The sequence below is a fragment of the Microbacterium testaceum StLB037 genome (assembly GCF_900104345.1).
Classification (GTDB): domain Bacteria; phylum Actinomycetota; class Actinomycetes; order Actinomycetales; family Microbacteriaceae; genus Microbacterium; species Microbacterium testaceum_A.
In genome coordinates, this window is the sequence record NZ_FNJN01000001.1 from 664,026 (window position 1) to 688,023 (window position 23,998).

The 23,998-nt window shown below is 71.2% G+C and carries 29 protein-coding genes; 19 read left to right on the forward strand and 10 right to left on the reverse strand.

Annotation, left to right across the window (positions count from 1 at the left end):
* Positions 1-114: 114 nt before the first annotated feature.
* Both BLS25_RS03150 and BLS25_RS03155 read right to left on the reverse strand, forming a co-directional pair.
* Entirely contained in the window at positions 115-1,350 is a 1,236-nt protein-coding gene (locus BLS25_RS03150; RefSeq protein ID WP_074694355.1) for an NAD(P)/FAD-dependent oxidoreductase, read from the reverse strand.
* Positions 1,351-1,399: 49 nt separating this feature from the next.
* Entirely contained in the window at positions 1,400-1,750 is a 351-nt protein-coding gene (locus tag BLS25_RS03155) for an ArsR/SmtB family transcription factor (protein ID WP_074694425.1), read from the reverse strand.
* Positions 1,751-1,850: 100 nt separating this feature from the next.
* On the opposite strand from BLS25_RS03155, the gene BLS25_RS03160 reads away from it, so the two are divergent.
* Genes BLS25_RS03160 through BLS25_RS03170 form a run of 3 tightly spaced genes read left to right on the forward strand, consistent with a single transcriptional unit; the run spans position 1,851 to position 4,044 of the window.
* Positions 1,851-2,258 carry an arsenate reductase ArsC gene (locus tag BLS25_RS03160; RefSeq protein WP_056227932.1) on the forward strand — a complete coding sequence of 136 codons (408 nt, stop codon included), beginning with the start codon at positions 1,851-1,853 and terminating at the stop codon, positions 2,256-2,258.
* Positions 2,255-3,550, forward strand: coding sequence for an FAD-dependent oxidoreductase (locus tag BLS25_RS03165; RefSeq protein ID WP_074694356.1), 1,296 nt, complete (start codon positions 2,255-2,257; stop codon positions 3,548-3,550). The genes BLS25_RS03160 and BLS25_RS03165 overlap by 4 nt, the downstream gene beginning before the upstream one ends.
* The gene (locus tag BLS25_RS03170) at positions 3,517-4,044 is read left to right on the forward strand and encodes a GNAT family N-acetyltransferase (RefSeq protein WP_256335517.1); all 528 of its coding nucleotides are present in this window, start codon (positions 3,517-3,519) and stop codon (positions 4,042-4,044) included. Before BLS25_RS03165 ends, BLS25_RS03170 begins: the two co-directional genes overlap by 34 nt.
* A 48-nt stretch (positions 4,045-4,092) precedes the next feature.
* Here the strand turns inward: BLS25_RS03170 and msrA are convergent, their stop codons facing one another.
* Positions 4,093-4,647, reverse strand: coding sequence for a peptide-methionine (S)-S-oxide reductase MsrA (gene msrA / locus BLS25_RS03175; RefSeq protein WP_056227938.1), 555 nt, complete (start codon positions 4,645-4,647; stop codon positions 4,093-4,095).
* Positions 4,648-4,700: 53 nt separating this feature from the next.
* Complete coding sequence (gene msrB, locus BLS25_RS03180; protein WP_074694357.1) at positions 4,701-5,159, reverse strand: peptide-methionine (R)-S-oxide reductase MsrB; 459 nt, start codon at positions 5,157-5,159, stop codon at positions 4,701-4,703.
* 189 nt (positions 5,160-5,348) lie between these two features.
* Between msrB and BLS25_RS03185 the strand changes: the two genes are divergently transcribed.
* Positions 5,349-6,176 (forward strand): SDR family NAD(P)-dependent oxidoreductase, encoded by an 828-nt coding sequence (locus BLS25_RS03185; RefSeq protein WP_074694358.1) that lies wholly within the window; start codon positions 5,349-5,351, stop codon positions 6,174-6,176.
* 103 nt (positions 6,177-6,279) lie between these two features.
* A complete protein-coding gene (locus tag BLS25_RS03190; RefSeq protein WP_074694359.1) occupies positions 6,280-6,993 on the forward strand; it encodes a TetR/AcrR family transcriptional regulator C-terminal domain-containing protein in 714 nt (237 codons plus the stop codon).
* A gap of 15 nt (positions 6,994-7,008) precedes the next feature.
* Here the strand turns inward: BLS25_RS03190 and BLS25_RS03195 are convergent, their stop codons facing one another.
* Positions 7,009-7,365: a hypothetical protein gene (locus BLS25_RS03195; protein WP_074694360.1), complete on the reverse strand. Its 357-nt coding sequence runs from the start codon at positions 7,363-7,365 to the stop codon at positions 7,009-7,011.
* A complete protein-coding gene (locus BLS25_RS03200; RefSeq protein WP_074694361.1) occupies positions 7,352-7,756 on the reverse strand; it encodes a hypothetical protein in 405 nt (134 codons plus the stop codon). Before BLS25_RS03200 ends, BLS25_RS03195 begins: the two co-directional genes overlap by 14 nt.
* A 163-nt stretch (positions 7,757-7,919) precedes the next feature.
* On the opposite strand from BLS25_RS03200, the gene BLS25_RS03205 reads away from it, so the two are divergent.
* The 5 genes from BLS25_RS03205 (at position 7,920) to BLS25_RS03225 (ending at position 11,916) form a co-directional block, all read left to right on the forward strand.
* Positions 7,920-8,615: a helix-turn-helix transcriptional regulator gene (locus BLS25_RS03205; RefSeq protein ID WP_074694362.1), complete on the forward strand. Its 696-nt coding sequence runs from the start codon at positions 7,920-7,922 to the stop codon at positions 8,613-8,615.
* A gap of 93 nt (positions 8,616-8,708) precedes the next feature.
* Positions 8,709-9,083 (forward strand): VOC family protein, encoded by a 375-nt coding sequence (locus tag BLS25_RS03210; RefSeq protein WP_074694363.1) that lies wholly within the window; start codon positions 8,709-8,711, stop codon positions 9,081-9,083.
* A 103-nt stretch (positions 9,084-9,186) separates the two neighbouring features.
* Positions 9,187-10,617, forward strand: a complete 1,431-nt coding sequence (locus tag BLS25_RS03215) for a ferredoxin reductase family protein (protein WP_074694364.1) — start codon at positions 9,187-9,189, stop codon at positions 10,615-10,617.
* A gap of 10 nt (positions 10,618-10,627) precedes the next feature.
* A complete protein-coding gene (locus BLS25_RS03220; RefSeq protein ID WP_074694365.1) occupies positions 10,628-11,134 on the forward strand; it encodes an FMN-binding protein in 507 nt (168 codons plus the stop codon).
* Positions 11,131-11,916 (forward strand): FAD:protein FMN transferase, encoded by a 786-nt coding sequence (locus BLS25_RS03225; RefSeq protein ID WP_074694366.1) that lies wholly within the window; start codon positions 11,131-11,133, stop codon positions 11,914-11,916. Before BLS25_RS03220 ends, BLS25_RS03225 begins: the two co-directional genes overlap by 4 nt.
* A gap of 10 nt (positions 11,917-11,926) precedes the next feature.
* Here BLS25_RS03225 and BLS25_RS03230 read toward each other — a convergent pair whose 3' ends face one another.
* From BLS25_RS03230 to BLS25_RS03240, 3 genes are read right to left on the reverse strand one after another with little or no spacing between them, the layout of a single operon-like run.
* Positions 11,927-12,895, reverse strand: a complete 969-nt coding sequence (locus tag BLS25_RS03230; protein WP_074694367.1) for a sensor histidine kinase — start codon at positions 12,893-12,895, stop codon at positions 11,927-11,929.
* Positions 12,892-13,569, reverse strand: a complete 678-nt coding sequence (locus BLS25_RS03235) for a response regulator transcription factor (protein ID WP_074694368.1) — start codon at positions 13,567-13,569, stop codon at positions 12,892-12,894. The genes BLS25_RS03230 and BLS25_RS03235 overlap by 4 nt, the downstream gene beginning before the upstream one ends.
* Entirely contained in the window at positions 13,566-13,877 is a 312-nt protein-coding gene (locus BLS25_RS03240) for a hypothetical protein (RefSeq protein ID WP_074694369.1), read from the reverse strand. Before BLS25_RS03240 ends, BLS25_RS03235 begins: the two co-directional genes overlap by 4 nt.
* A gap of 165 nt (positions 13,878-14,042) precedes the next feature.
* Here BLS25_RS03240 and BLS25_RS03245 point away from each other — a divergent pair, with 165 nt between their 5' ends.
* The 9 genes from BLS25_RS03245 to BLS25_RS03285 all read left to right on the forward strand — a co-directional run bounded on the left by BLS25_RS03245 (position 14,043) and on the right by BLS25_RS03285 (position 22,797).
* A complete protein-coding gene (locus BLS25_RS03245; protein WP_074694428.1) occupies positions 14,043-15,023 on the forward strand; it encodes a dioxygenase family protein in 981 nt (326 codons plus the stop codon).
* Between the two features lie 26 nt (positions 15,024-15,049).
* Positions 15,050-15,286 carry a twin-arginine translocase TatA/TatE family subunit gene (gene tatA / locus BLS25_RS03250; RefSeq protein ID WP_074694370.1) on the forward strand — a complete coding sequence of 79 codons (237 nt, stop codon included), beginning with the start codon at positions 15,050-15,052 and terminating at the stop codon, positions 15,284-15,286.
* Positions 15,283-16,092: a twin-arginine translocase subunit TatC gene (gene tatC, locus BLS25_RS03255; RefSeq protein WP_176786297.1), complete on the forward strand. Its 810-nt coding sequence runs from the start codon at positions 15,283-15,285 to the stop codon at positions 16,090-16,092. Before tatA ends, tatC begins: the two co-directional genes overlap by 4 nt.
* Positions 16,080-16,568, forward strand: coding sequence for a Sec-independent protein translocase subunit TatA/TatB (locus tag BLS25_RS03260; protein ID WP_056227962.1), 489 nt, complete (start codon positions 16,080-16,082; stop codon positions 16,566-16,568). Before tatC ends, BLS25_RS03260 begins: the two co-directional genes overlap by 13 nt.
* Positions 16,569-16,577: 9 nt before the next feature.
* Complete coding sequence (locus BLS25_RS03265) at positions 16,578-17,303, forward strand: NUDIX hydrolase (RefSeq protein ID WP_074694371.1); 726 nt, start codon at positions 16,578-16,580, stop codon at positions 17,301-17,303.
* A gap of 63 nt (positions 17,304-17,366) precedes the next feature.
* Complete coding sequence (pgi, locus tag BLS25_RS03270; RefSeq protein ID WP_074694429.1) at positions 17,367-19,046, forward strand: glucose-6-phosphate isomerase; 1,680 nt, start codon at positions 17,367-17,369, stop codon at positions 19,044-19,046.
* Between the two features lie 297 nt (positions 19,047-19,343).
* Positions 19,344-20,318: an aggregation-promoting factor C-terminal-like domain-containing protein gene (locus BLS25_RS03275; protein WP_256335518.1), complete on the forward strand. Its 975-nt coding sequence runs from the start codon at positions 19,344-19,346 to the stop codon at positions 20,316-20,318.
* 150 nt (positions 20,319-20,468) lie between these two features.
* A complete protein-coding gene (locus tag BLS25_RS03280) occupies positions 20,469-21,047 on the forward strand; it encodes a PadR family transcriptional regulator (protein ID WP_074694372.1) in 579 nt (192 codons plus the stop codon).
* Positions 21,048-21,099: 52 nt separating this feature from the next.
* Positions 21,100-22,797, forward strand: a complete 1,698-nt coding sequence (locus BLS25_RS03285) for an ABC1 kinase family protein (RefSeq protein WP_056227971.1) — start codon at positions 21,100-21,102, stop codon at positions 22,795-22,797.
* Between the two features lie 42 nt (positions 22,798-22,839).
* On the opposite strand, the gene BLS25_RS03290 is transcribed toward BLS25_RS03285, so the two are convergent.
* The gene (locus tag BLS25_RS03290) at positions 22,840-23,970 is read right to left on the reverse strand and encodes a hypothetical protein (RefSeq protein ID WP_074694373.1); all 1,131 of its coding nucleotides are present in this window, start codon (positions 23,968-23,970) and stop codon (positions 22,840-22,842) included.
* Positions 23,971-23,998 lie beyond the last annotated feature (28 nt).

A 23,998-nucleotide genomic window follows, 5' to 3' on the forward strand; every position in this document is an offset into this window, starting at 1 on the left:
CGGGGCGGTTCGTCGGGTTTCGGGGCGAATCCTGCAGGTTGGGGCGGATGAATCACGCCCCGAGCGACGGGATCCGCCCCGAACCGGGCCTGGGTTGATCGCGACGCCGCCCGCTCACCGCGCGAGGTCGGCCAGCACCGCCTCGGCGGCGCGCTGCCCCGACACCAGCGCGCCCTGGATCGACGCGGAGTCGCGGTGGTCGCCGGCGAGGTAGCGGCCGTCGTCGAGGCGCACGGGGAGGCGCAGGCGCAGCGGCGGATCCTGCGCGGGGAGCGCGTGGGTGATGTCGTCGCGGCGCAGCAGGCGCCACGGCCGGGTGTCGGCCTGCCACACCTCGCCGAGCTGGCGCCGCACCTCGTCCTCGGCGGCGACGGAGGGCATGACGCAGGTCGCCTGAATGAGGTGCTGCCCGCGCGGGGCGTACGTCGGCGCGGTGTTGGTCATGACCGCTGTGTTCACGATCGGCCCGCGGCGGCGTCCGTCGACGCGCAGCGCGGCATCGGTCGAGGGGGCCTCGTCGGCGGCGAACCACCACGTCTGCAGGCCGCGGGTGCGAGGGTGCGGGGCGTCGAGGGCGTGGTCCAGCCCGCTCGCGAGCACGAGGGTGCGGGCGGTCACGGCATCCGCCCCCTCCACTCCGAGGTGCCAGCCGTGCGCGCGCTTGCGGGTCGACACGACGCGGTGCGAGAGGCGGATGCCGACCCCCGCACGCCGCGCGGTGTCTGCGAGCTGCGCGGGGAGGGCGCCGATCCCCGCCGCGGGAACGCCCGGACGCCCGAGCGCGAAGCTGCGGATGAGCAGACGCACGAAGGCGTCGGAGGTCTCCTGCCGGGCATCGGCGATCACCCCGGCGAGGAAGGGCTCGAGCACCGCCTCGCGGAGGGGGCCGCGGAGGCCTGCTCGGTCCCAGCCCTCGTCGAGCGAGAAGTCGCGGCCTTTCTTGGCCGCTCGGGCGCTGAGCACCGTGGGTCCCGCCCAGCGAATCAGCGCGGCGAGGTCGGCGGGCCGCACCAGGCCCGAGCGCAGCGTCGCGGGAATCGATCCCGGATGCCGCAGCGGGTGCGCCAATCGCGCGACCCGGTCGTCCAACCGCACGCCGACGGCGACCGGGAAGCGCCGGAGCGCGAGGGCGTCGACGTCGACCCAGCGCCGCACGGCCGGGTACGCCGGGTTCAGCACGTGGAAGCCGAGGTCGAGGCGGAACCCGTCGACGACGTCGGTGCGCTCGCGCCCGCCGACCGTGTCGTTCGCCTCGAGCACCACGACGTCGCGCCCGGCCTCGGCCAGTCGGGTCGCGGCGCGGAGTCCCGCGAGCCCTGCTCCCACCACGACGACGTCGTACTCGTTCATGCCGCGAGCCTAGGCAGGCGAACGCGAGCGGACGCGGGGGTTGCGAGCGTCAGCGACGGGGCGCGATGGCTGCGGCGACGCTGTCGAGAGCGCCCGGCACGAGCGAGAAGTACGCCCAGGCGCCGCGCTTCTCGCGGGTCAGGATGCCGGCATCGACCAGCACCTTCGTGTGGTGCGAGACCGTGGGCTGCGAGAGGCCGAGGGGTTCCTGCAGGTCGCACGCGCACGTGGCACCGGCGTCTTGCGCGGCGATGATCGACACGATCCGCAGCCGCGCCGGATCGGCGAGCGCCTTGAGCGTCTTCGCCAGCGTCTCCGCTTCGGCCGGGGCCATCGCGGCATCGCCCGACGAGACGCAGCAGGCGGAGTCGAGCAGGGGCAGGGCGAGGGTCGAGGTCATGGCATCCATCATCGTCTTCACATCGATGAACGTCAATATTGACGAGCGTCGATGTGTTGCGTCATGCTGTTCCCGTTCGTCCCGACCCGAAGGAAGCGCCATGTCCGACACCGCCACCATCCTCTTCGTCTGCGTGCACAACGCCGGCCGCTCGCAGATGGCCGCCGGTTACGCGCGCGCCCTGGGCGGCGACCGCGTGCGCGTGCTGTCCGGTGGCAGCGCCCCCGGCGACGCCCTCAACCCCATGGCGGTGGCCGCGATGGCCGAAGAGGGGATCGACATCAGCGCCGAGGTGCCGCAGCTGCTGCTCACAGACGACGTGCGTGCCTCCGACGCGGTCATCACGATGGGCTGCGGAGACGCGTGCCCGATCTTCCCCGGCAAGCGCTACGAAGACTGGGAACTGACCGACCCGGCCGGCAAAGGCCTCGACGAGGTGCGCCCGATCCGCGACGACATCAAGGCGCGGGTGACCACGCTGCTGCGCGAGCTCGGGGTCGACGCATGAGCCTGACCCTCACGGTCCCACCGCGGCGCGAGGCCGATCGCCGCGCGGGTCTGCCCATCGCGATCATCGGCGCCGGCCCCGTCGGCCTCGCGGCCGCAGCGCACCTGATCGAACGCGGGCTGCCCGTCGTCGTCTTCGAAGCGGGCGACACCGCCGGCGCCGCCGTTCGCGCGTGGGGGCACACGCGCCTGTTCTCGCCGTGGCGCTACGTCGTCGACCCCGCAGCTCGCCGTCTGCTCGAGGCCGAGGGATGGACCGCCCCGGATGCCGAGGGCCTGCCCACCGGAGACGAGCTGGTCGACGGCTACCTCGAACCCCTCGCGCGCACCGCCGCCTTGGCATCCGTCATCCGGTACGGAACGCGCGTGGAGGCCGTCGCCCGCCAGGGCATGGACCGCACGCGGTCGGTGGGTCGGGCGGCCACTCCCTTCGCGCTGCGACTGCGCACGACCGACGGGACGACGGATGCCACGGCTCGCGCGGTCATCGACACCTCGGGCACCACGAGTTCACCGCGGTCGCTGCTGTCGTCTGGTCTCGCCCACGACGACCTCGGTGATCGCGTGACGACGGCGCTCCCCGATGTGCGCGGACGCGACCGCGCGCGGTTCGCCGGTCGACGCGTGCTCGTCGTCGGCGCGGGGCATTCGGCGGCGAATACCCTGATCGCCCTCGCCGCGCTCGCCGCAGACGAGCCCACGACGCGCATCGCCTGGGCTGTCCGCAACGAGGGAACCGCCCGCCTCGCCGCCGACGCGACCGACGACCTCGCCGCGCGCGGACGCCTCGGCACGGCGGTGCACAGCCTGGTCGACGAGGGCGCCGTCGAGCAAATCGCCGCGTTCGAGATCGACGACGTGCGGCTCTCCGGCGACGGCGTGTGCGTCAGCGGCCGACGAGCGGGAGAGGCGTTCTCCCTCGAGGTCGACGTGGTCGTCAACGCCGCCGGCTTCCGCCCCGACCTGACGATGCTGCGCGAGATCCGCGTGGGGCTCGACGAGATCGTCGAGGCACCGCGGGCGCTCGCCCCGCTGATCGACCCGAACCTGCACTCGTGCGGCTCCGTGCCGCCGCACGGGGTCGCCGAACTGACGCACCCCGAGCCCGACTTCTACCTCGCGGGCATGAAGTCGTACGGGCGGGCGCCCACGTTCCTGCTGCTCACCGGGTACGAGCAGGTGCGCTCGATCGCGGCGGAACTCGCCGGCGACCGGACGGCGGCACGACAGGTCGATCTCATGCTGCCCGAGACGGGCGTGTGCACCACCGACGCGGGGTCCTGCTGCGCGTGAGCGTGTCGCTGCGCCCACTCGCCGCGGCCGACTGGCCGGAGGTGCACCGCATCTACGCGGAGGGCATCGCGACCGGTCACTCGACCTTCGAGACGGCGCCCCCGGCGACATGGGACGAGTTCGATGGGGCGAAGCTGGCCGCGCATCGGCTCGTCGCCGTGAGCGAGGACCGGGTCGTCGGCTGGGCCGCCGTCTCCGCCGTGTCGTCGCGCCCCGTCTACTTCGGAGTCGTGGAGCACTCGGTCTACGTCGAAGCCGACGCCCGCGGCCGGGGGATCGGTCACCTGCTGCTCGACGCCCTCATCGCTTCGACCGAGGCGGCCGGCGTCTGGACGATCCAGTCATCGACCTTCGCCGACAACCACGCCTCGCTCGCCTTGCACGCACGCCACGGTTTCCGCACCGTCGGCGTCCGCGAGCGCATCGCCCGCGACGCGGCCGGCACCTGGCGCGACACGGTGCTGATCGAAAGACGCAGTCCCACGGTCGCCTGACATGAGAAAGGGCCCGGATGCCATGGCATCCGGGCCCCGAAAAGCGACTTACGCGGAGGCTTCCTCGCGCTTGGGCAGCACCCAACCGGGACGCACGAAGTGGCACGTGTAGCCGTTGGGGATGCGGATCAGGTAGTCCTGGTGCTCGGGCTCGGCCTCCCAGAAGGGCGCCTCGGGCTCGATCGTGGTGACGACCTTCGCGGGCCAGATGCCCGACGCGTCGACGTCCGCGATCGTGTCGCGCGCGACCTTCTCCTGCTCGGGCGAGAGCGGGAAGATCGCTGAGCGGTAGCTCGTGCCGATGTCGTTGCCCTGACGGTTCAGGGTCGACGGGTCATGGATCTGAAAGAAGAACGCGAGGATGTCGCGGTACGAGGTCTGCGTGGGGTCGAAGACGATCTCGACGGCCTCCGCATGACCGGGGTGGTTGCGGTAGGTCGCGTGGTCGTTCTGGCCGCCGGTGTAGCCGACGCGCGTGTCGAGCACGCCGGGCTGGCGGCGGATGAGGTCTTCGACGCCCCAGAAGCATCCGCCCGCGAGGACGGCGGTCTCGGTGCCGGGGCGGCGGGTGATCTCGCCGGAGTCGGTGGGTCCGCTGGTCATGGTGGTGCTCCTTCTGCGGTTGACGCTGCTGCGGGTGAGGAAAGAGAAGAGGTTCATGAGGCTCGGCTCTCACGGAACAGGGGGAGGTAGGCGCCGTACCCCTGCGCTTCGAGCTCCGCGACGGGCACGAACCGCATCGCGGCCGAGTTCATGCAGTATCTCAGTCCGCCGCGGTCGCGGGGGCCGTCGTCGAAGAGGTGTCCGAGGTGGCTGTCGGCTCCGGCCGAGCGGACCTCGGTGCGCGTCATCCACAGCGAACGGTCGGTCTTGTTCACGACGGCGGCGTCGTCGATGGGCTTGGTGAAGCTCGGCCAGCCTGATCCGCTCTCGAACTTGTCGGTCGAGGAGAACAGCGGCTGTCCCGACACGACATCGACGTAGATGCCGTCCTCGTGGTTGTCCCAGTACTCGTTGCGGAACGGCGGCTCGGTGGCGTCGTCCTGCGTGACGGCGAACTGGCGGTCGGTGAGGCGGCTGAGCGCCTCCGACGTCTTCCGGTACTCCGTGCTCACGGTGTGTGTCCCTTCGTCATGTCGCCCTGTGTCGGGCGTCATGGGTAGGAACGCGGGACCCGCCGGTTTTGGTCCCGCGGGGCTGGGAGCGGGCTGTGAGTTCTTTTCGATCCCGGATGCCGCGGGCAAGCCCCGACGTTCACATCAGTGCCCGCAGTAGCGTGGCGCTCTTCGACCCAGGAGGTTCGCATGACCCGCACCATCGTCATCACCGGAGCCAGCGACGGCATCGGCGCCGCAGCCGCGAAGCAGCTCACCCAGGTGGGCGAAGAGGTGGTCGTGGTGGGCCGCAATCCCGACAAGACCGCCCGTGTCGCGCGGTCGCTCGGGGTGGATTCATTCGTCGCCGACTTCAGCGACCTGGCGCAGGTGCGGGAGCTCGCGGCATCCCTCCTCGAGAAGTACCCCCGTATCGACGTGCTCGCCAACAACGCCGGCGGCGTCTTCGGCGAGCGCACCCTGACGAAGGACGGCTACGAGACGACCTTCCAGGTCAACCACCTCGCGCCGTTCCTGCTCACCAATCTGCTGCGCGAGCGCCTCATCGAGTCGGATGCCTCGGTGATCCAGACCTCGAGCGCCGCGGCGAAACTCTTCCCCCGCTTCGACATCGACGACCTGCAGGGTGAGCGCCGTTACTCCTCGACCGCGGCGTACGGCAACGCGAAGCTCGCGAACGTGCTGTTCACCAAGGAACTCAACCGCCGGTTCGGCGACCAGGGTATCTCGGCCGTGGCCTTCCACCCCGGCGTCATCGCCTCGAACTTCGGATCGTCGAGCGATGGGCCGTGGAAGTTCCTCTACGGGGGCCCGCTCGCGAAGAGCCTCATGACCTCGACCGCGGTGGGCGGCGCACGTCTGACCTGGCTCGCGCTCGGCAAGCCGGGCGTCGACTGGACCCCCGGAGGCTTCTACTCGAACAACAAGCCCGCCACGACCAACCGCATCGCCGACGACCCCCTGGTCGCGCGGCAGCTGTGGGAACGCAGCGCGGTGCTGGTCGGCCTCGACGACTGACCCCGACGACGGCGGGCTAGCGCACGCCTCGCCCGAGGGGCAAGCGACCTCCGTGGGGAGCCGATTTCGGCCACGATGGTGTTCTACGCACGGAGAGTGGGACATGGGCGAGAACATCGTGGACACCGAACGGACGACCGCCCCTCGGCTCAGCCGGGACGCGATCCTCGATGTGGCCCTGTCGCTGATCGACGCGCAAGGTCTCAACGAGCTGTCGATGCGCCATCTCGGCAAAGCGCTCGGGGTCGAGGCCATGTCGCTGTACCGGTACGTGAACGGCCGAGAAGACCTTCTCGAGGGCGTCGTCGATCGGCTCATGCGGGGCCTCACCGACGCACTGCTCGTGGCGGAAGACAACGGGTGGCAGCGGTATCTCCAGGTCGTCGCCCACGAAGTCCGTCGCATCGCGATCGAACACCCGAAGGCGTTCCCCCTTGTCGCCACTCGTCACCCGGCGGCGCCCTGGCTGCGCCCGCCGTTGCGGAGCGTGGAGGTAGTGGAGCATTTCCTCACGGCGATGATCGGTTTCGGCTTCGATGATGAGCAGGCTGTGAGGGCCTACCGCTCGTTCAGCAGCTTCCTCCTTGGAAACCTGCTCCTTGAAGCGGCCGTGCGCGGCGCCGAGACCGCGCCGGTCGAGGAACCGCTCGACGAGGGCGGAGCCGCGATCGGACAGGGCGACGCCGAGAAGGAGCTCGCAGACACTCCTCACGTGCAGAGACTGCGCGGTCTTCTCAGTAGGGATCGCTCCGAGGACGAGTTCGAGGAATCGCTCGAGGCGCTGCTGGACCGACTGGACCGTCAGCTGTCCCAGTAAAGGCGGGTCCGCGCCTCATCCGCGGTGCGGATCGGATGCGTCTTCGGGGTGGGCTGCTGGCCCGAGGAGAGCGCGCAGGCGCGCGCGGATGGCGGAGACGGCCTCCGACCGACTGCGGCCCGCGTGCGCCTGCTCCGCGAGCTCGATCGCGATCTCGGTCAACAGCGACGTTGCCAGGAAGAGATCGGCTCCGCCGGCGATGCGCAGATCTTCGTCGGACCCCTGTCCGACCCGCATGATCACCGCGGGAGACCCGAAGTGGCGCGCCACCTCGGCCCTCTTCTCGGCGCTGACCTCCCAGAACGGGCGTTCCATGGCGGCGCAACGGTCGAGGATGTTCGACAGGAGTTCGTGCGCGTCATCCTGAGGCATCTGTCGCCCCTCCCTCCGTGTGGCGCCCGCTTGCTCGGTCCCACTCCAGCGACTTCCACTGCAGGAAAGCGCAGAGGTTGCCGGCGACGACGAGTTCGGCCGCGAGCCCCGCCAGCGCGTAGGGCGACAGCATGACGTCGTCGTCTCCACCGGTGAGGTCGGCCTGCCACAGGGGATCGTCGTATCCGCGGGGTTCGAGCGAGACCGATCCGCCGCCGTGAGCGAGCTCGACGACGACGAGGCCGGTGTCACGTCCGTCCGCATCTTCCTGCTCGACAACGCGGATGCGGCTGGCGATCGGGTGCCCGAGATCGACGAATTCCTGCACCCACTCCTGCAGCTGCACACGAGAACGGCGCGGAGGCGAGTCCTCGATGTTCTCGTGTTCCACGACATCAGCTTACGCTGTAAGTCGACCTGGTCGGCACGATGCCCGGTCTCCCATCCCCGCCGCTCGAGACGGGCGACGGCATCCCTCCAGGCGTGATCTGTGCCATCACCTCACGGACTCGTCGAGGAGTGCTCCAGGTGACGAGGCGTCGGATGATGGGGGAGTGAACCGCACCGATCGTCTCTACGGCCTCGTGGAGGAACTGCGGGCCGTCTCGCCGCGACCGCGAAGTGCTCGTCATCTCGCGGAACGGTTCGAGGTGTCGGTGCGCACCATCGAAAGGGATCTCTCGGCGCTGCAGCAGGCGGGTCTGCCGATCTGGGCGGAGCCCGGCCGCACCGGTGGGTACGTGATCGACGCGTCCGCCACGCTGGGCCCGGCCGGGTTCACGCTCGACGAGGCGCTCGCGGTACTGATCGGTCTCGGCAGCCTCGGGCGCAGCCCGTTCCGGCTTTCCGCCCGCACGGCAGCCCGCAAGATGCTCGCGGTCATGCCGGAGGGCGAGGCGGCGCGCGCCAGCGCCCTCGCCTCACGCGTTCACCTTCTCGAGGGCGAGGACGAGGTCGTCGCCCCGCCCGAGTTCGCTGCAGCCCTGCGCGCCGATCGCGTCGTGCGCCTGCGCTACCAAGACGCCGGCGGCACCGAATCGGTTCGCGAGGTCGAGCCCCTCGGGTCCATCGGCAAGGAGGGCCAGTGGTACCTCATCGCATGGTGTCGCCTGCGCGACGGGGTGCGGGCGTTCCGGGGAGACCGGATGCTGTCGATCGAGGTGACCGAGGAGCGCCCCCCGCAGCGCGCGCTGCGTGCCGCCGACCTCGCGATCCCGTACGGCCGGTTGCGGTCGGTCGTCGAGGACTGATCTCACGGGACTTCGCGAAACACCGACAGGACGGTGTCGCGATGCCCGGTGAGGCTGGAGCTCTCATCCCGTCGACTCCACCGAAGGAAACCCATGTCGTTCGCCTCCATCCGCATCATCACCGCCGACCTCGACGCCCTCGTCGCGTTCTACGAGCGCGTCACCGGCCAGCAGGCCGAACGGCCCGCCCCCGTCTTCGCCCAGTTCCGCGGCCCCGGCGCGACCCTCGCGATCGCCAGCACCGCCACGGTCGCGATGCTCGACGGGGCCCTCGTGCCCGCCGCGAACCGGTCCGTGTTCGTCGAGTTCGAGGTCGCCGACGTCGACGCCGCGTTCGCCGCGCTCCAGGCGCCTGGTGAAGACGTCGTCCTCGAACCGACCACGATGCCGTGGGGCAACCGATCGGCGCTCGTGCGCGACCCCGACGGCAACGTCGTGAACCTCTTCAGCACGCCCGTCGCGGGGTAACGCCCGGGCGCGGGCGGAGCCGCACTCTACGCGTTTCCTATGCATCACCCGCGCATGCCCCATTCTTGGAGCCGTCTGGGGAGCGCGCGGGCACGCTGAGCGCATGACCGCTGCACCCGCCCTCGCCGCCCCGCCCGCCGCCGCCCTCCGCGGCGCTCGCCGCGTCTCGCGGAGCAGGCAGAACACCCGGCCGCTGTGGAACCTCGCCGCGATCGTCGTCATCTGGGCGACGAGCCTCGTCGTCGTGGCCGTGTGGGTCGCGGGCGGCGAAGTGCAGTCCCTGCTGGCCGGGGGAGCCGACTCGCTGAACTCCCTCGGTCGCGCCGCGGGCCTGGCATCCGCGAACCTGCTCTTCTACCAGGTGCTGCTGATGGCGCGCGTGCCTCTGTTCGAGCGGGGGTTCGGCCGCGACGGCATCACCCGCATGCACCGCATCGTCGGATTCTGGTCGTTCGCGCTGTTCGCGGCGCACATCGGGCTGCAGATCCTCGGCTACGCGGTGCAGGCGGGCATCAACCCCGTGGTGCAGGCGTGGCAGTTCGTGTGGGAGGACCCGGGCATGCTGTTGGCGACCGCGGGCACCGCCCTGTTGCTGCTGGTCGTGGTCACCTCGGTGCGCAAGGCCCGCAAGCGCCTGCGGTACGAGTCGTGGCACCTGCTGCACCTGTACGGCTACCTCGGCGTCGGCCTCGCCATTCCGCACATGCTGTGGACGGGCGCCGACTTCACCGTCTCGCCCGCCGCCACCGTCTACTGGTGGGCGATGTGGGGTGTGACCGTAGCGACGGTCGTCGTCTTCCGCCTCGGGCTTCCGCTCGTGAGGTCACTGCGCCACGGCATCCGGGTCAGCGCCGTCGAACGCGACGGGCAGAGCGGCGTCTCGGTGCGCATGACCGGGCGCCGGATCGACGCGCTGAAGGCCCGCGGCGGACAGTTCTTCATCTGGCGCTTCCTCGATGGCGCGGGTTGGACGCGCGGGCACCCCTTCTCACTCGCCACCGATCCGGCCGACGGCGAGCTCGTCATCTCGGCCCGCTTCGTCGGCGACGGCACGCAGCGCCTGGCCGCGCTCCGCGCCGGCACGCGCGTGCTCATCGAGGGCCCGTACGGCACGATGACCGCCGACGAGCGCCGCGGCGGACACCTGCTCATGATCGGCGCCGGTGCGGGTGTCGCGCCGCTGGTCGCGATGCTCGAAGAGGCCGACTGGGCCCCGGGCGAGGCGACGCTCATCGTGCGCGACCACACCGCCGCCGACGCCCTGCGCGCCGATGCGATCGACCGTCTCGTGCGGGAGCGCGGCCTGCGCCACGCACCGCTGCCCGGCCGTCGAGCCCTGACCGCCTCGTCGTGGCTGCCGACCTCTCACGCGCAGTGGGCGGGGGCCGACCTCATCCGCTATGTCTCGCCGCGCCCCGCCGACACCGACGTCTTCCTCTGCGGACCCCAGCCGTGGATGGATGCCGTGCGCGCCGACCTCCGCCGCGCCGGGGTCCCCGCCGAGCGCGTCCACCTCGAAGCCTTCACCGTCTGAGGAGAATCCGATGAAGAAGATCGTCTACGCCCTCATGGCGACCGTCACCGGCCTCGTGCTGCTGTTCAGCTACCGCACCTCGACGGTCCCCGAGTCGACGAGCGCGCTCGCCGACGCCCCCTCGTCGGGTGTCGCCACGGTTCCGAAGACCACGCCGAGCCCCTCGGCATCCGCGTCCTCGGGTTCGAGTTCGACCTCGTCGGGGTCGTCCAGCGCGCAGACCTCATCCAGCGGTCTCACCGACGGCACCTTCACCGGCCAGGTGGCGAACACCCGCTTCGGTCCCGTGCAGGTGCAGATCACCGTGTCGGGCGGCGCGATCACCGACGTGCAGGTGCCGCAATACCCCTCCGAGAGCGGACGCGACCAGCAGATCAACTCGCGCGCCCTACCCGTGCTGGTGAAAGAGACCGTGCAGGCGCAGAGCGCCGAGGTCGACATGGTCTCGGGTGCCACCTACACCAGCACCGGGTACCGCACCTCGCTGCAGTCCGCCCTCGATCAGGCCCGCGCATGACCGCCGCGTTCACGGTCGTCGAACCCGTGATGGGAACGGTCGCCTCGATCACCGTCGTCAGCGAGCGCACCGAACGCGTGGAGCGGGCGATCGCCGCGTGCGTGGCGCGCCTGCGCGACGACGAGCGGGTGTTCTCGACCTACCGCGACGACTCCGACATCTCGCGGCTGCGCGACGAGGGTCTCGAGCTCGGCGACGTCGACCCGCGGGTGGCCGAGGTGGCAGCGGACTGCCGCGATCTGCGGGAGCGCAGCGGCGGCCGCTTCGACGCGCACTGGCGCGGCTGGTTCGACCCGACCGGGTACGTGAAGGGATGGTCGACGGATGCAGCGACCCGGGCCTTCGACGAGCTGCTCGCCGACGGCGAGGTCGAGGCGGTCGGCGTCAACGTGGGCGGCGACATGCGCCTGCGCACGGCCGCGACGAGCGATCACGTCTGGCGCATCGGTATCGCGCACCCGACCCACGAGGGGGAGCTGCTGGCCACGGTCGAGGTCGTCGAGGGGGCCGTGGCCACTTCGGGCACGTCCGAGCGCGGCGCGCACCTCGTCGATCCGCGGACGGGCGTGCACCTCGCGGGTCCCGTGAGCGCGACGGTCATCGCCGACGACCTCACCACCGCCGACGCCTGGGCCACGGTGGCCGCCATCGCCGGGATCGACGACCTCGACTGGATGCCGGTGGCCCCCGTGGCATCCGGGATCGTCTGGGAACACGGACGCACGCGCCGCTTCGCCGGCCGGGTCGAGGTGTCGGCTTTCCACGACGCGCTCGTCGGCTGAGCCCGAGCGGTCAGCGGGCGCGGGGGAGGCGCAGGGCGAACACCGTGCCCGTGGGCGAGGTGCGCTCGACCTCGATGCTCCCGCCGTAGCGGGTCGCGGCCTCGCGCACGAGCGCCAGCCCGAGCCCGAATCCCCGACGCCGGCCCGACTCCGCCCCGCGCGCGAAGCGTTCGAAGATGCGGGGCAGATCGTCGTCGCGGATGCCGCTTCCCCCGTCCTCCACGCGCACGACGACCTCGCGTTCGTCGGCGTCGGCGGTGACCGTGACCTCGGAGCCCGCGGGCGTGTGCCCGATGGCGTTGTCGAGCAGTGCGGTGCACATGCGCACGACGGTGACCGCGGGCACCGCGACGGTCACCCCCGTCAGCCGGGTCGGTCGCAGGCCCACGCCCGCATCGTCGGCGAGGGACGACAGCGCCGCGGTCGCGGCACGCACGCTGTCGTCGACTCGCGCGGTGCCCGTGTGCACCTGCCCCTCGGCAGTCAGCAGCATGTCGGCGAGCACGTCGTCCATGATCTGCGCGTCGCGCCGCAACTGATCCAACGGCTCGTCGGCCGGTTCTCCGCGGTGCAGGCGTCGCTGCACGATCTGGATGCGACTGGTCAGGGCCGTCAACGGCGTGCGCAGCTCGTGGCTCGCCTCGGAGACGAACGCGCGCTGCCGACGCAGCGCCTCGTCCAGCGGGCGCACCGACCAGCGGGCCGCGGCCCCGCCGACGAGTCCGAGCACCACGACCCCCACCAGACCCAGGCCGATGACCCAGGGCAGCACGTCGTCGAGGTCGACGACGAAGCGATCGCCCATCGGTGCCCCGCCCGCGCCGCGTCGGCCCCCGCCCTCGGTGCGGGCCTGCGCCACCAGAACGGCGATGAGGATGCCGACCCCCACGGCGATCGCGACGGCCGATGCGCCCGCCACGAGGGTGCCGACCCGCAGCGCGGCCCGGCGGACGACCCGCCGGTCGTCCTCGGCGCTCACCGCTCGGCCCCGGCGCGGTACCCGCGGCCGCGCACGGTCTCCACGAGGTCGGTCGCGGTCTTGCGGCGCAGGTAGTGCACGTACGTGTCGACAGTGGTCACGGCATCCGGAGACGAGAACACCGCGCGGGCGATCTCTTCGCGCGAGAAGACGTGGTCGGGGCTCCGGGTGAGCAACTCCAGCACGGCGTTCTCGGTCGAGGTGAGGGCGATGCGCTCGCCGGAGGGGCCGTAGACCACGGCCGTGTCGGGGAGGTAGGTCCAGTCCGAGACGCCCCGGCGACGTCCCTCGGCCCGGTAGCCGCGTCGCAGCGCCCGCAGCCGGGCGAGCAGCTCGTCGAAGTCGAAGGGCTTCAGCAGATAGTCGTTCGCCCCGGCGTCGAGTCCCTCGACGCGATCGGCGACCGCCCCCAGAGCCGTCAGCAGCAGCACGGGGGTCGTGATGTGGGCGGTGCGCAGGTCGCGCACGATCTCGGCGCCGTCGCGGCCGGGGAGTCGCCGATCGAGCAGGATCACCTCGAAGCTGTCGCGCAACGCCCGGTCGCGGCCCGCGAGCCCGTCGGCCTCGTGCACGACCTCGTAGGTCTCGCGGAGCACCTCCAGCGTCATCGCGGCGATCTCGGCGTCGTCCTCGACGTAGAGCAGTCGCGGCCGCGGTGCGACGGCCTCGCTCACTGCACTCCCGCGCGCGGCGGGCTCACGTTCCAGCCGAAGCGCTGGAGGGCGTCGAACAGGCGGCGGGCCTGCGCCCAGGCCACCGCGCCCGAGACGTCGGAGTACACGTCGATCGCGAACGGCGGCGGATCGGCGAACTTGGGGATCTCGACCTCGGCCCACGCGTGCGGAGCGAGCCAGACGCGCGGGCTCATCGTGCCCGCACCGTCGACGCCCCCGTCGGCGGCGAAGGCGATCGCGTCGAGGGCGTCGATCTTGGTGATCGGCATGTTCACGACGAGGGTCACGGCGTGCAGCGTTCCGGTCATCGCGTACCTCCCTCGTTCATCCTGACACGCGCACCGGGGTCGGGGACGGGGAATACCGTGCGGATCCGGTGCGCATAGCCGGTTCATAGATTCGGTGAGGGAGGGGGCAGGGTCGCTGCGTCATCGTCTCCTCAACGACACCCGCACCGACCAGTGGAGCAGACCATGAGCAGAATCCCCGACACCCAGATGACCCCCGACGGTCCCGCCTACGAAGGGCGCTTGCTCGACCGCGCCGATGAGCCCGTCGTCGATCAGGGCGCGCCCTTCGACATCCGCACGCTCGTCTCGCGGCGCGGCATCCTGGGCCTGGTCGTGCTGGGCGCGGGCACCGCCACGCTGGCCGCGTGCGCCCCGTCGGCCTCCGGTGCCGCAACGACGGCCGCGACGGCGACCCCGACCGCGACGCCCACGGCGAGCGCGACCCCGAGCGCCACCGCGACGAGCGCGGCAGCCGCCCTCCCCGCGGGCGAGATCCCCGACGAGACCGCCGGCCCCTACCCGGGCGACGGGTCGAACGGCCCCGACATCCTCGAGCAGTCCGGCATCGTCCGCAGCGACCTGCGCTCGAGCCTCGACGGCGGAGCCACGGCCGCGGGCGTTCCCATGACCCTCAACCTCACGATCTTCGACTCCGCGAACGGCGACGTGCCCTTCGCGGGTGCCGCCGTCTACGTCTGGCACTGCGACGACCAGGGCCGCTACTCGATGTACTCCTCGGGGATCGAGAACGAGAGCTACCTCCGCGGCGTCCAGGTCGTCGGAGATGACGGCGTCGTCTCGTTCACCTCGATCTTCCCCGGCTGCTACGACGGCCGGTGGCCGCACATCCACTTCGAGGTGTACTCGAACGTGGATGCCATCACCGACGCCTCGAACGCGATCGCCACCTCGCAGGTCGCCCTGCCGCAGGCCGCGTGCGACGTGGTCTACGCCGACGCGGCGTATCCCTCCTCGGCATCCAATCTGTCCCGGGTGTCGCTCGAGAGCGACAACGTCTTCGGCGACGACGGGGGAGCGCTCGAACTCGCCACGGCGACCGGCGACAACTCCACCGGCTGGACGGTCGCCCTCGGCGTCCGCGTCGACACCACCACCACCCCGACCGCGGGCGCCATGCCCGGCGGTGCGCCCGGCGGGCGCTGACCCCTCCCTCGAAAGGAACCCCTCCCATGTTGCAGAACCTCACCGGCTGGCACGCCCTGATCGTGCTGGCGGTCATCGTCCTCATTTTCGGAGCCGCCAAGCTCCCCGCCCTCGCCCGGAGCCTCGGCCAATCGGTGCGCATCCTCAAGACCGAGGTGAGTGACTCCCGCGTGGGGGCCGCCGCCGAGACCGACCCGCATGCCCCAGCCCGGGCACAGGGGGAGTCCGCCGCACCCGTCCTGGCACCCCCGAGCACGTCATGACCTCCGCCGCCGCTCCCGCCGTCGCGCCCCCTCGCGCCGAGGCCCCGCGGTCGGCCCCCATGCCCGTCGCCGCGCACCTCGACGAGGCGACGCGGCGCGCGGTGCGGGCGGCGATCGCCCTCGCGATCTGCGCCCTCGCCGGGTGGTTCCTGTACGAACCCGTGATGGACCTCGTGCGGGCCCCGATCGTGCAGATCGCGGCCGAGCGCAACGCGAGCCTCAACTTCGACAGCGTGACCGGGGCCTTCGACCTGCGTCTGCGCGTCGCACTGGTCGCGGGGCTCGTCCTGTCGAGCCCGGTCTGGCTGTCCGAGCTCTTCGCGTTCGTGCTCCCGGGACTCACGCGGCGCGAGCGGCGGTACGTGCTCGGCTCGGTCGGAGCCGCTGTTCCGCTGTTCGCGGCCGGGTGCGCGACCGGCCTGTTGCTGTTCCCCCACATGGTCTCGGTGCTCGCGGGCTTCGCCTCGAGCGAGGACTCCACGATCCTCGACGCGGGCACCTACATCGACTTCGCGCTGAAGATCGTCGTGGCCACGGGCCTCGCCTTCGTCCTGCCGGTCGTGCTGGTGGTGCTGAATCTCGCCGGCATCGTCTCGGCCCGCACCCTCGCCCGCAGCTGGCGGTACGCGGTCGTGGCGATCGTGTTGTTCAGCGCCCTCGCGACGCCGTCGGCCGACGTGATGTCGATGTTCGTCGTCGCCGTTCCGATGACCGCCCTCTACGCTGCGGCCCTCGCGATCGCGGCCCTGCACGATCGCGCCGGCGCCCGGGCGTCGGTCTTCGAGGAGGCCCCATGTTCGGCCTGACGTTCGAGAAACTCCTGTTCGTGGGGCTTATCGCCGCGGTGGTCATCGGTCCGCAGCGGTTGCCCGGGGCGGTCGCTCGCCTCGCGTCGGTGCTGCGGGGGCTTCGCCGAACGGTGGATGCCGCGCGCCTCCGCGCCGCGACCGAGCTCGGCGTCCCCGCCGACGCGGACGAATGGCGGGCGCTCGATCCGCGACAGTACGACCCTCGGCGCATCATCGCCGAGGCCCTCGCGGCATCACCCGTCGCGGCGGCCGGCGCCACGGCATCCGTCCCGGTCCCGACCTCGGCCGCGGACGCCGCGGCTCCCGCCGCGCCGGAGACCCCGCGCATCCCGATGCGCCGCGTGCGCGTCGGGAGCTCCGCCCACCCGTGCTGGATCGAGGTCCCCGACGAATCCGGCGCCACGGCCCCCGAGTCCGACGCGCCGGCGGCCCCGGCCGACGAGGCGACCGTACGAGACGCCGTCACGGCATAGCCTCGAAGAATGTCCTCGCCCCGCGCCCAGCTCGAAGCCCTGCTCGCGCGCGGTCTCGGCGACGTCTCCCCGGCGCTGCAGGCGCTGCCTGTCGAGGGCGAGGCGCGAGCGGCGGCGGTGCTCATCCTCTTCGGCGTGCTCGACGGGGTCCCCAGCCGCCGGGTCTCGCGCACCGTCCCGAGCGATCTCGACGTGCTGCTGCTCGCGCGCGCGAGCACCCTGCGCGCCCACCCGGGCCAGGTCGCGTTCCCGGGTGGCCGGGTCGATCCCGAAGACGCGGATGCCGTGGCGGCGGCCCTCCGTGAAGCCCGCGAAGAGACGGGACTCGATCCCGACGGTGTCGACGTGCTGGGCACCCTCGAGTCGCTGCCCCTGGCCTTCTCTCGCCACGAGGTCACCCCGGTGATCGGATGGTGGGCGCGCCCGACCCCGGTGCGTGCCGTGGATGCGGCGGAGTCGGCCGAGGTCTTCCGCGCCCCGGTGGCCGATCTGCTCGATCCCGAACGCCGAGGCGTGACGGTGCTGCGTCGTGATGGTCGGGAGTGGCGGGGGCCGGCCTTCGCCCTGCAGACGGCACGCGGCCCGCAGACCGTGTGGGGGTTCACCGCGATGGTGCTGGACGGGTTGTTCGACCGCCTCGGGTGGACGGAGCCCTGGGATGGATCGCGGGAGATCCCCCTGGCTGAGGCCGCCGCGGGCGCCCGCGACCGATCCGGGCCGCTGGCCCGGTCGTAGCGCGTCCGGCGCACTTCGTCATTCGCGGCGTGGCGATCGTCGGAGGTCGCTAGCGTGGGTTCCGTGACTGCGCCTATCGATCCCACCACCACCTCCGCCTGGTCCCGCCTCACCGCTCTGCGGGAGGGTTTCGATCCCGACCTGCGCGGCTGGTTCGCCTCCGACGCCGATCGCACGCGCGATCTCACGCGCACGGTGGGCGACCTGCACGTCGACCTGTCCAAGAACCTCGTCACCCCCGAGATCCTCGACGCTCTGGTCGCCCTCGCCGACGAGACCGGTGTGCGCGATCGTTTCGGCGCGATGCTGAGCGGCGCGCACCTCAACACCAGTGAGGACCGCGCGGTGCTGCACACCGCCCTCCGCCGTCCGGTCGGCGCCGAGCCGTCGCTCGTCGTCGACGGTCAGCAGATCGACCACGACGTGCACGAGGTGCTCGACCGGCTGAGCGCTTTCGCCGACCGCGTGCGCTCGGGCGAGTGGCGCGGCGTCACCGGCAAGAAGGTCACGCACGTCGTCAACATCGGCATCGGCGGCAGCGACCTGGGCCCGGTGATGGTCTACGAGGCTCTGCTGCCGTGCGCCGACGCCGGCATCCACGCCCGCTTCGTCTCGAACATCGACCCCACCGACATCTCGCAGAAGACGGCTGACCTCGACCCCGAGACCACCCTCTTCATCGTCGCCTCGAAGACCTTCACCACGCTCGAGACCCTGACCAACGCGCGCCTGGCTCGCGACTGGCTGTGGGCGCAGCTCGCCGAGAAGGGCGCGATCGACGACTCGGATGCCGCCCGCACCGACGCCGTGGCCCACCACTTCGTCGCCGTGTCGACGGCCCTCGACAAGGTCGAAGCGTTCGGCATCGACCCGACGAACGCCTTCGGCTTCTGGGACTGGGTGGGCGGACGCTATTCCGTCGACTCGGCGATCGGGCTGTCGCTCGCGATCGCCCTGGGTCCCGACGTGTTCCGCGAGCTCCTGGCCGGCTTCCACACGGTCGACGAGCACGTGGCATCCACTCCGGTCGAGCAGAACGTGCCCGTTCTCATGGGTCTGCTCAACGTCTGGTACACCAACTTCCTCGGCGCGCAGTCGCACGCGGTGCTGCCCTACGCGCAGCAGCTCCACCGCTTCGCGGCCTACCTGCAGCAGCTCACGATGGAGTCCAACGGCAAGTCGGTGCGGTGGGACGGAACGCCCGTCACCACCGACACGGGCGAGGTCTTCTGGGGAGAGCCGGGAACCAACGGTCAGCACGCGTTCTACCAGCTGATCCACCAGGGCACGCGTCTCATCCCGGCCGACTTCATTGCCTTCGTGAACCCGGCCTACCCGCGCGCCGACGACGGGCGCGACGTGCACGGCCTGTTCCTGGCGAACTTCCTCGCGCAGACGAAGGCCCTGGCGTTCGGCAAGACCGCCGAAGAGGTCGAGGCCGAGGGCACCACGGGTGCGCTCGTCGCCGCCCGCACGTTCCCCGGCAACCGGCCGACCACGTCGATCTTCGCGCCGTCTCTCACGCCCTCGGTGCTCGGCCAGTTGATCGCCCTGTACGAGCACATCACCTTCACGCAGGGAACGATCTGGGGCATCAACTCCTTCGATCAGTGGGGCGTCGAGCTCGGCAAGCAGCTCGCTTTGCAGATTGCCCCCGCGATCGAGGGCGACGACGAGGCGCTGGCGGCTCAGGACTCCTCGACGCGCGCCCTTCTGGACTACTACCGCGCGCACCGCGGCTGAGCCCTCGAGCGACGCGACGGGCGGGTCGACCGCTGAGAGGCCGATTCGACGAGATTTTTTCTTCGTCGGATCGGCCTCTCGTCGCGAGGGGAGGAAAGCTCAGCGGCGACTGACGGGAACCCGGCGTCGGAGCGTCGGCAAAATACCCGGTGAGGCGAGTTTTTCTTCTGCTGACGGCGAGAAGCGGAATCCGTCGCGCGACCCCTCGCGAGCGCGCGTCACCGAATCGTCTGCTCTCACCGGTCTTCCAGGTAACGAAAAGATAACGCCCAGAACCAGCACCCACACTCGGGGCCCGTGCCGACCCGACGGCGCGACACCGTGCTCGATCCCGACGAGCGCGCCCCCGACGAAAGATCTCTCTTGCTGCGTTCCGATATCAAACTCACCCACGTCAACCGCGCCCGACGCACCCTCGTCACGGCGGCCACCTGCGCCGGCCTCGCGTTCGGCATGGTCGCCACGACCGGTCTGGCGATGGCGTCCCCCGTCTCGTTGCCCGACGCCTCGGCATCCTCCTTCTCCGCCCCCGGCACCTCGGTGCCCGTGTCCACGGCGCCGACCCTCGACGCCGTGAGCACCGGTGCCGCCGCCGCCCTCGACGGGGCGCAGACGGCTCTCTCGAACGCGACCGCCGTCCAGGCCGATGTCGCCGCGACCGGGCTCCCGCTCTCGATCGGCGACGCGTCGATCGACACGGGCGCGCTCCAAGACGCCGTCGACCGCCTCACCTCCCGCGACCTGCTCCCGGTGCTGCTCGTCCCCGCCCTGAGTCAGAACGCCCAGAGCGAGACCGACCGCGTCAGCGCCCGCGTGGCGGAGGTCAAGGGCAGCCTCGACAAGGCGAAGGCTGACAAGGCCGCCGCCGACGCCGCCGCCGAGGCGCAGCGTCAGGCCGAGGCCGCAGCGGCCGCCGAGGCGCGGCGTCAGGCCGATGCCGCCGCCGCTCTCGCCCGGGTCAACACGCCCGAGGGCGCGCGCGCGTACGCCTCGCAGCTCATGGCCGAGAAGTACGGCTGGGGGAGCGACCAGTTCTCGTGCCTGTCGTCGCTGTGGAACAAGGAGTCGGGCTGGAATTACCAGGCCTACAACAACGACGGTGGGGCGACCGGCATCCCGCAGGCCCTGCCCGGAAGCAAGATGGCGAGCTTCGGCGCCGACTGGCAGACCAACGCGGCCACTCAGATCGCGTGGGGCCTCGACTACATCTCCCGCGGCTACGGCACCCCGTGCAGCGCATGGGGTCACTCCCAGGCGATGAACTGGTACTGATCCGCGTCGGGGCGTCTCGGGTCCCCGACGGGCGCCGCGGGTCTGCTCGACGTCGAAGGATCGCGGGTCGATTCCCAGCCTCCACCCCTCTTCAGCGATATATCGTTATGTATCGCTGACTCAGATCGGGTCCGCGCGAAGGAGGTCGTCATGAGTGGTTCATTCCTGGGAGACGCGTTCGGCGGACGCGGTGGCAACAACACCCCCGGCTGGCCGATGTCCAACATCCTCGAGGGTCTCGAGCAGCTGCGCACGCAGTTCGAGCAGAAGACCGCCTCGACGCCGCGCATGAACAAGGGCGACGTGCGTTCGGCCGTCCTCTCGCTCCTGCTCGAGCAGCCGATGCACGGCTACCAGATCATCCGCGAGATCGAGGACCGCAGCGGCGGCTCGTGGAAGCCGAGCCCCGGCTCGGTCTACCCCACGCTGCAGCTGCTGACCGACGAGGGCCTCGTGCAGGCCGAGGAGTCGAACGGCCGCAAGACCTACTCGCTCACTGCCGAGGGCCGCGCTGCGGCCGGCGACGAGACCACCGAACGCACGGCCCCCTGGGAGGCGGCCGGTTCGCGCGACGGCGGTCGCATGACCGCGCTGCCCAAGGCGGGTATCGAACTCGCCCAGGCGGCGGCCCAGGTCGGTCGCACGGGCGACAAGGATCAGGTCGCGCAAGCGGTCGAGATCCTCGACGAGGCTCGCCGTAAGCTCTACTCCATCCTCGCCCAGGGTTGAGGTCACGCCCGCTCGACGGGGGCATTCCGCCCGTCGGCATCCAGGAGAATCGATGACCGACGACGCCCTTATGAAGGCCCGCTACCGGCGGATCACGCGCTTCGCGGCGCGCTATCTGGTGCAGGCCTGGTGGTTCGAGCTGTTCCTGCCGCGGTTCGGTCTCGGGTGGATCTCCGCCCGGGGCCGCACCCGGCGGCTCGAGCGCATCGCCCAGCGTTTCCATGTGCTCGCTGTCGACCTCGGCGGTCTCATGATCAAGGTCGGGCAGTTCATGTCGTCGCGTCTCGACGTCCTGCCCCCGTCGATCACGAAGCAGCTCGAGGGCCTGCAGGACGAGGTGCCCGCGGTCCCGTTCGTGCAGATGCGCGCCCGGGCAGAAGAAGAGCTCGGGATGCCGTTGGAGCGCGCCTTCGCGAGCGTCGACGAGCGCCCCCTCGCGGCGGCTTCGCTGGGTCAGGCGCACCGCGCCGTGCTGACGGAGGATCTGGCCGCCGAGACCGGCCTGAGCGCCGTCGTGCTGAAGATCCAGCGCCCGGGCATCGACCGCATCGTCGACGTCGACCTGCGCGCCCTCCGCAAGATCGGCGTGTGGCTCAGCAAGGTCGCCCTGGTCCGCGATCGCGTCGACATGCCCTCACTCGTCGAGGAGTTCGCCGTCACGAGCCTCGAAGAGATCGACTACCTGCACGAGGCCGCCAACTCCGAGCGCTTCTCGGCCGACTTCGGCGGGCCCGGCGGAGTGGCCGTGCCCGAGGTCGTGTGGGAGCGCACCACCCGCCGCGTGCTCACCCTCCAAGACGTCACGGCGATCAAGATCAACGACGTCGACGCCCTCCGCGCGGCCGGCATCGATCCGGCCGAGGTCGCCGCCCGCTTCGCGCGGGTGATGTTCGACCAGCTGTTCGACGACGGCTTCTTCCACGCCGACCCGCACCCCGGAAACGTCTTCGTCACGCCGCTCGGCGGCACGACCGACGCCGGCACCCCGGCGTGGCGCTTCACCTTCATCGACTTCGGCATGATGGGCGAGGTCCCGCCGAGCTTGCGCCGGGGGCTGCGCCGCGTGCTCATCGCGGCGGCCTCGCGTGACGGAAAGGGCCTGGTCGACGGCATCCGCGATGTCGGCGTGCTGCTGCCCTCGGCCGACACCGTGCAGTTGGAGCGCGCGATGACGGGCCTGTTCTCCCGCTTCGGCGGGATGGGCTTCGCCGAGCTGCAAGAGGTCGACCCGCGCGAGTTCCGCGCGTTCGCGATCGAGTTCGGCGACGTCGTGCGGTCGCTGCCGTTCCAGCTGCCCGAGAACTTCCTGCTGATCGTGCGCGCGATGTCGCTCACGAGCGGCATGTGCAGCGCGCTCGATCCCGCTTTCAACATCTGGGACGCGGTCGAGCCCTACGCGCAGCGCCTCATCCGCGAAGAGAGCGGCAACACCGCGCAGGCCTTCGTCCGCGAGGTCGGAGCGGTCGCCGCCGTGACCGCGCGCCTCCCGCGCCGTGCCGACAACCTCATCTCGCGCTTCGAAGACGGCTCGGTCTCGGTCCAGACCCCGCGCATCGAGCGGCGCATGCGCGATCTCGAGCGCATGGTGCGCCGGGTGGTCTCGTCGGTGCTGTTCACGGGCCTGCTCATCGGCGGGGTGTTGCTGCAGGCCGAGCAGGCGGTGCTGGGCACGATTCTCATGGTCGTCTCGATCGCGCCGCTTTCGCACGCCTTGCTGGCGGGGTGGGTCGCTCGACGCAACGGCGCCTGACGGCGTCGGCGCCGCGTGGGACGGTGAAGGCTGCCGCCCGGCTCAGCGCCCGTCGAACATGCCCAGAAGCGTGACGACGCCCAAGAACACCGGGATGCCGTAGACCGCCGTTCCGACCATGAACGACGAGACCACGCGCACGTTCGCCCACCACCCGTGGCGGGGCGTCCACGAGCGGAGCTGTCGCCCTCCCGGGCCCACCACGGGCCCCTCCGGGCGCCACGCCGTGACCCCCGACGAACCGCTCGCGAGACTCCCCGCGATCTCGACCGCGACCTGGCCCGCGACCCTCTCGTCCGTGTATCGCAGCGACCGTTGTCGCAGCCGCGGCACGACGTGGGTGAGGATCGCGTCCACCTCCTGCCACAGCGCCGGGTCGTCCCACCGCCGCCGCTCGGCCCGGAAGAACACCGCGCGATCCTCGATGATCTCGACGTCGAATGCGCGGGCGTGATCGGCGAGGACCGCCATGACATCGGGGGTGAGGACGTAGAGCGCGTCGCGGGCGTATCCGCGTGGAGCGTAGGCGCGGAAGATCCGGTCGAAGTCGCCCTCCAGCGAGATCCGCTGTCGTTCGGCGAGGTTCTCGGGCAGTCCCGAGCGCACCCCGTCGTTCTCGACGGCGTCGAGGACCAGGTGGGGGAGAGGGGATGCCAGCGAGACGCAGACGTAGGAGCGCGGACGCGTGCGCGGCATCCGCAGTCGAACCATCCCGAACTCGATCCCTTCGCCCACGAAGCGCGGGTATTCGCGCACGCCGGCGGAGTGAGCGGTGACGATGGCTGTGAAGGAGTCCCGCCACCACGCTTCCGCGCGGAACTCGTTCGCCCGCGCGGTGAGAGCGCGGCGAGCGCGGCGGAGCCGGACGGGCGTCGAGGCCTTCCGCGACCATCGCCACAGCGCGATGCTCGCGGCGGTCCAGACGATGGCGACGACCAGGGTGATGACCAGGGTGCGGACGTCGTCGGCCTGGAGCGTCCCGTCGCCCCGGATGTCGACGTCGAGTCCGGTGTTGAACACCACGATGAAGAGGGTCCAGACCTGGATCACGGCGTTCAGCCGCACGAGCAGGCGTCTGCGGGTCGGCACCCACGGCGGCGGTTCGTGCTCCGGTACGGTCGGCAGCTCCCGCCGTACGTCCTCGTCGGGGGCGTCGAGCCATCGAAGGTCCACGCGTCGTCCTCTCCGGCGGGTGTCGGTC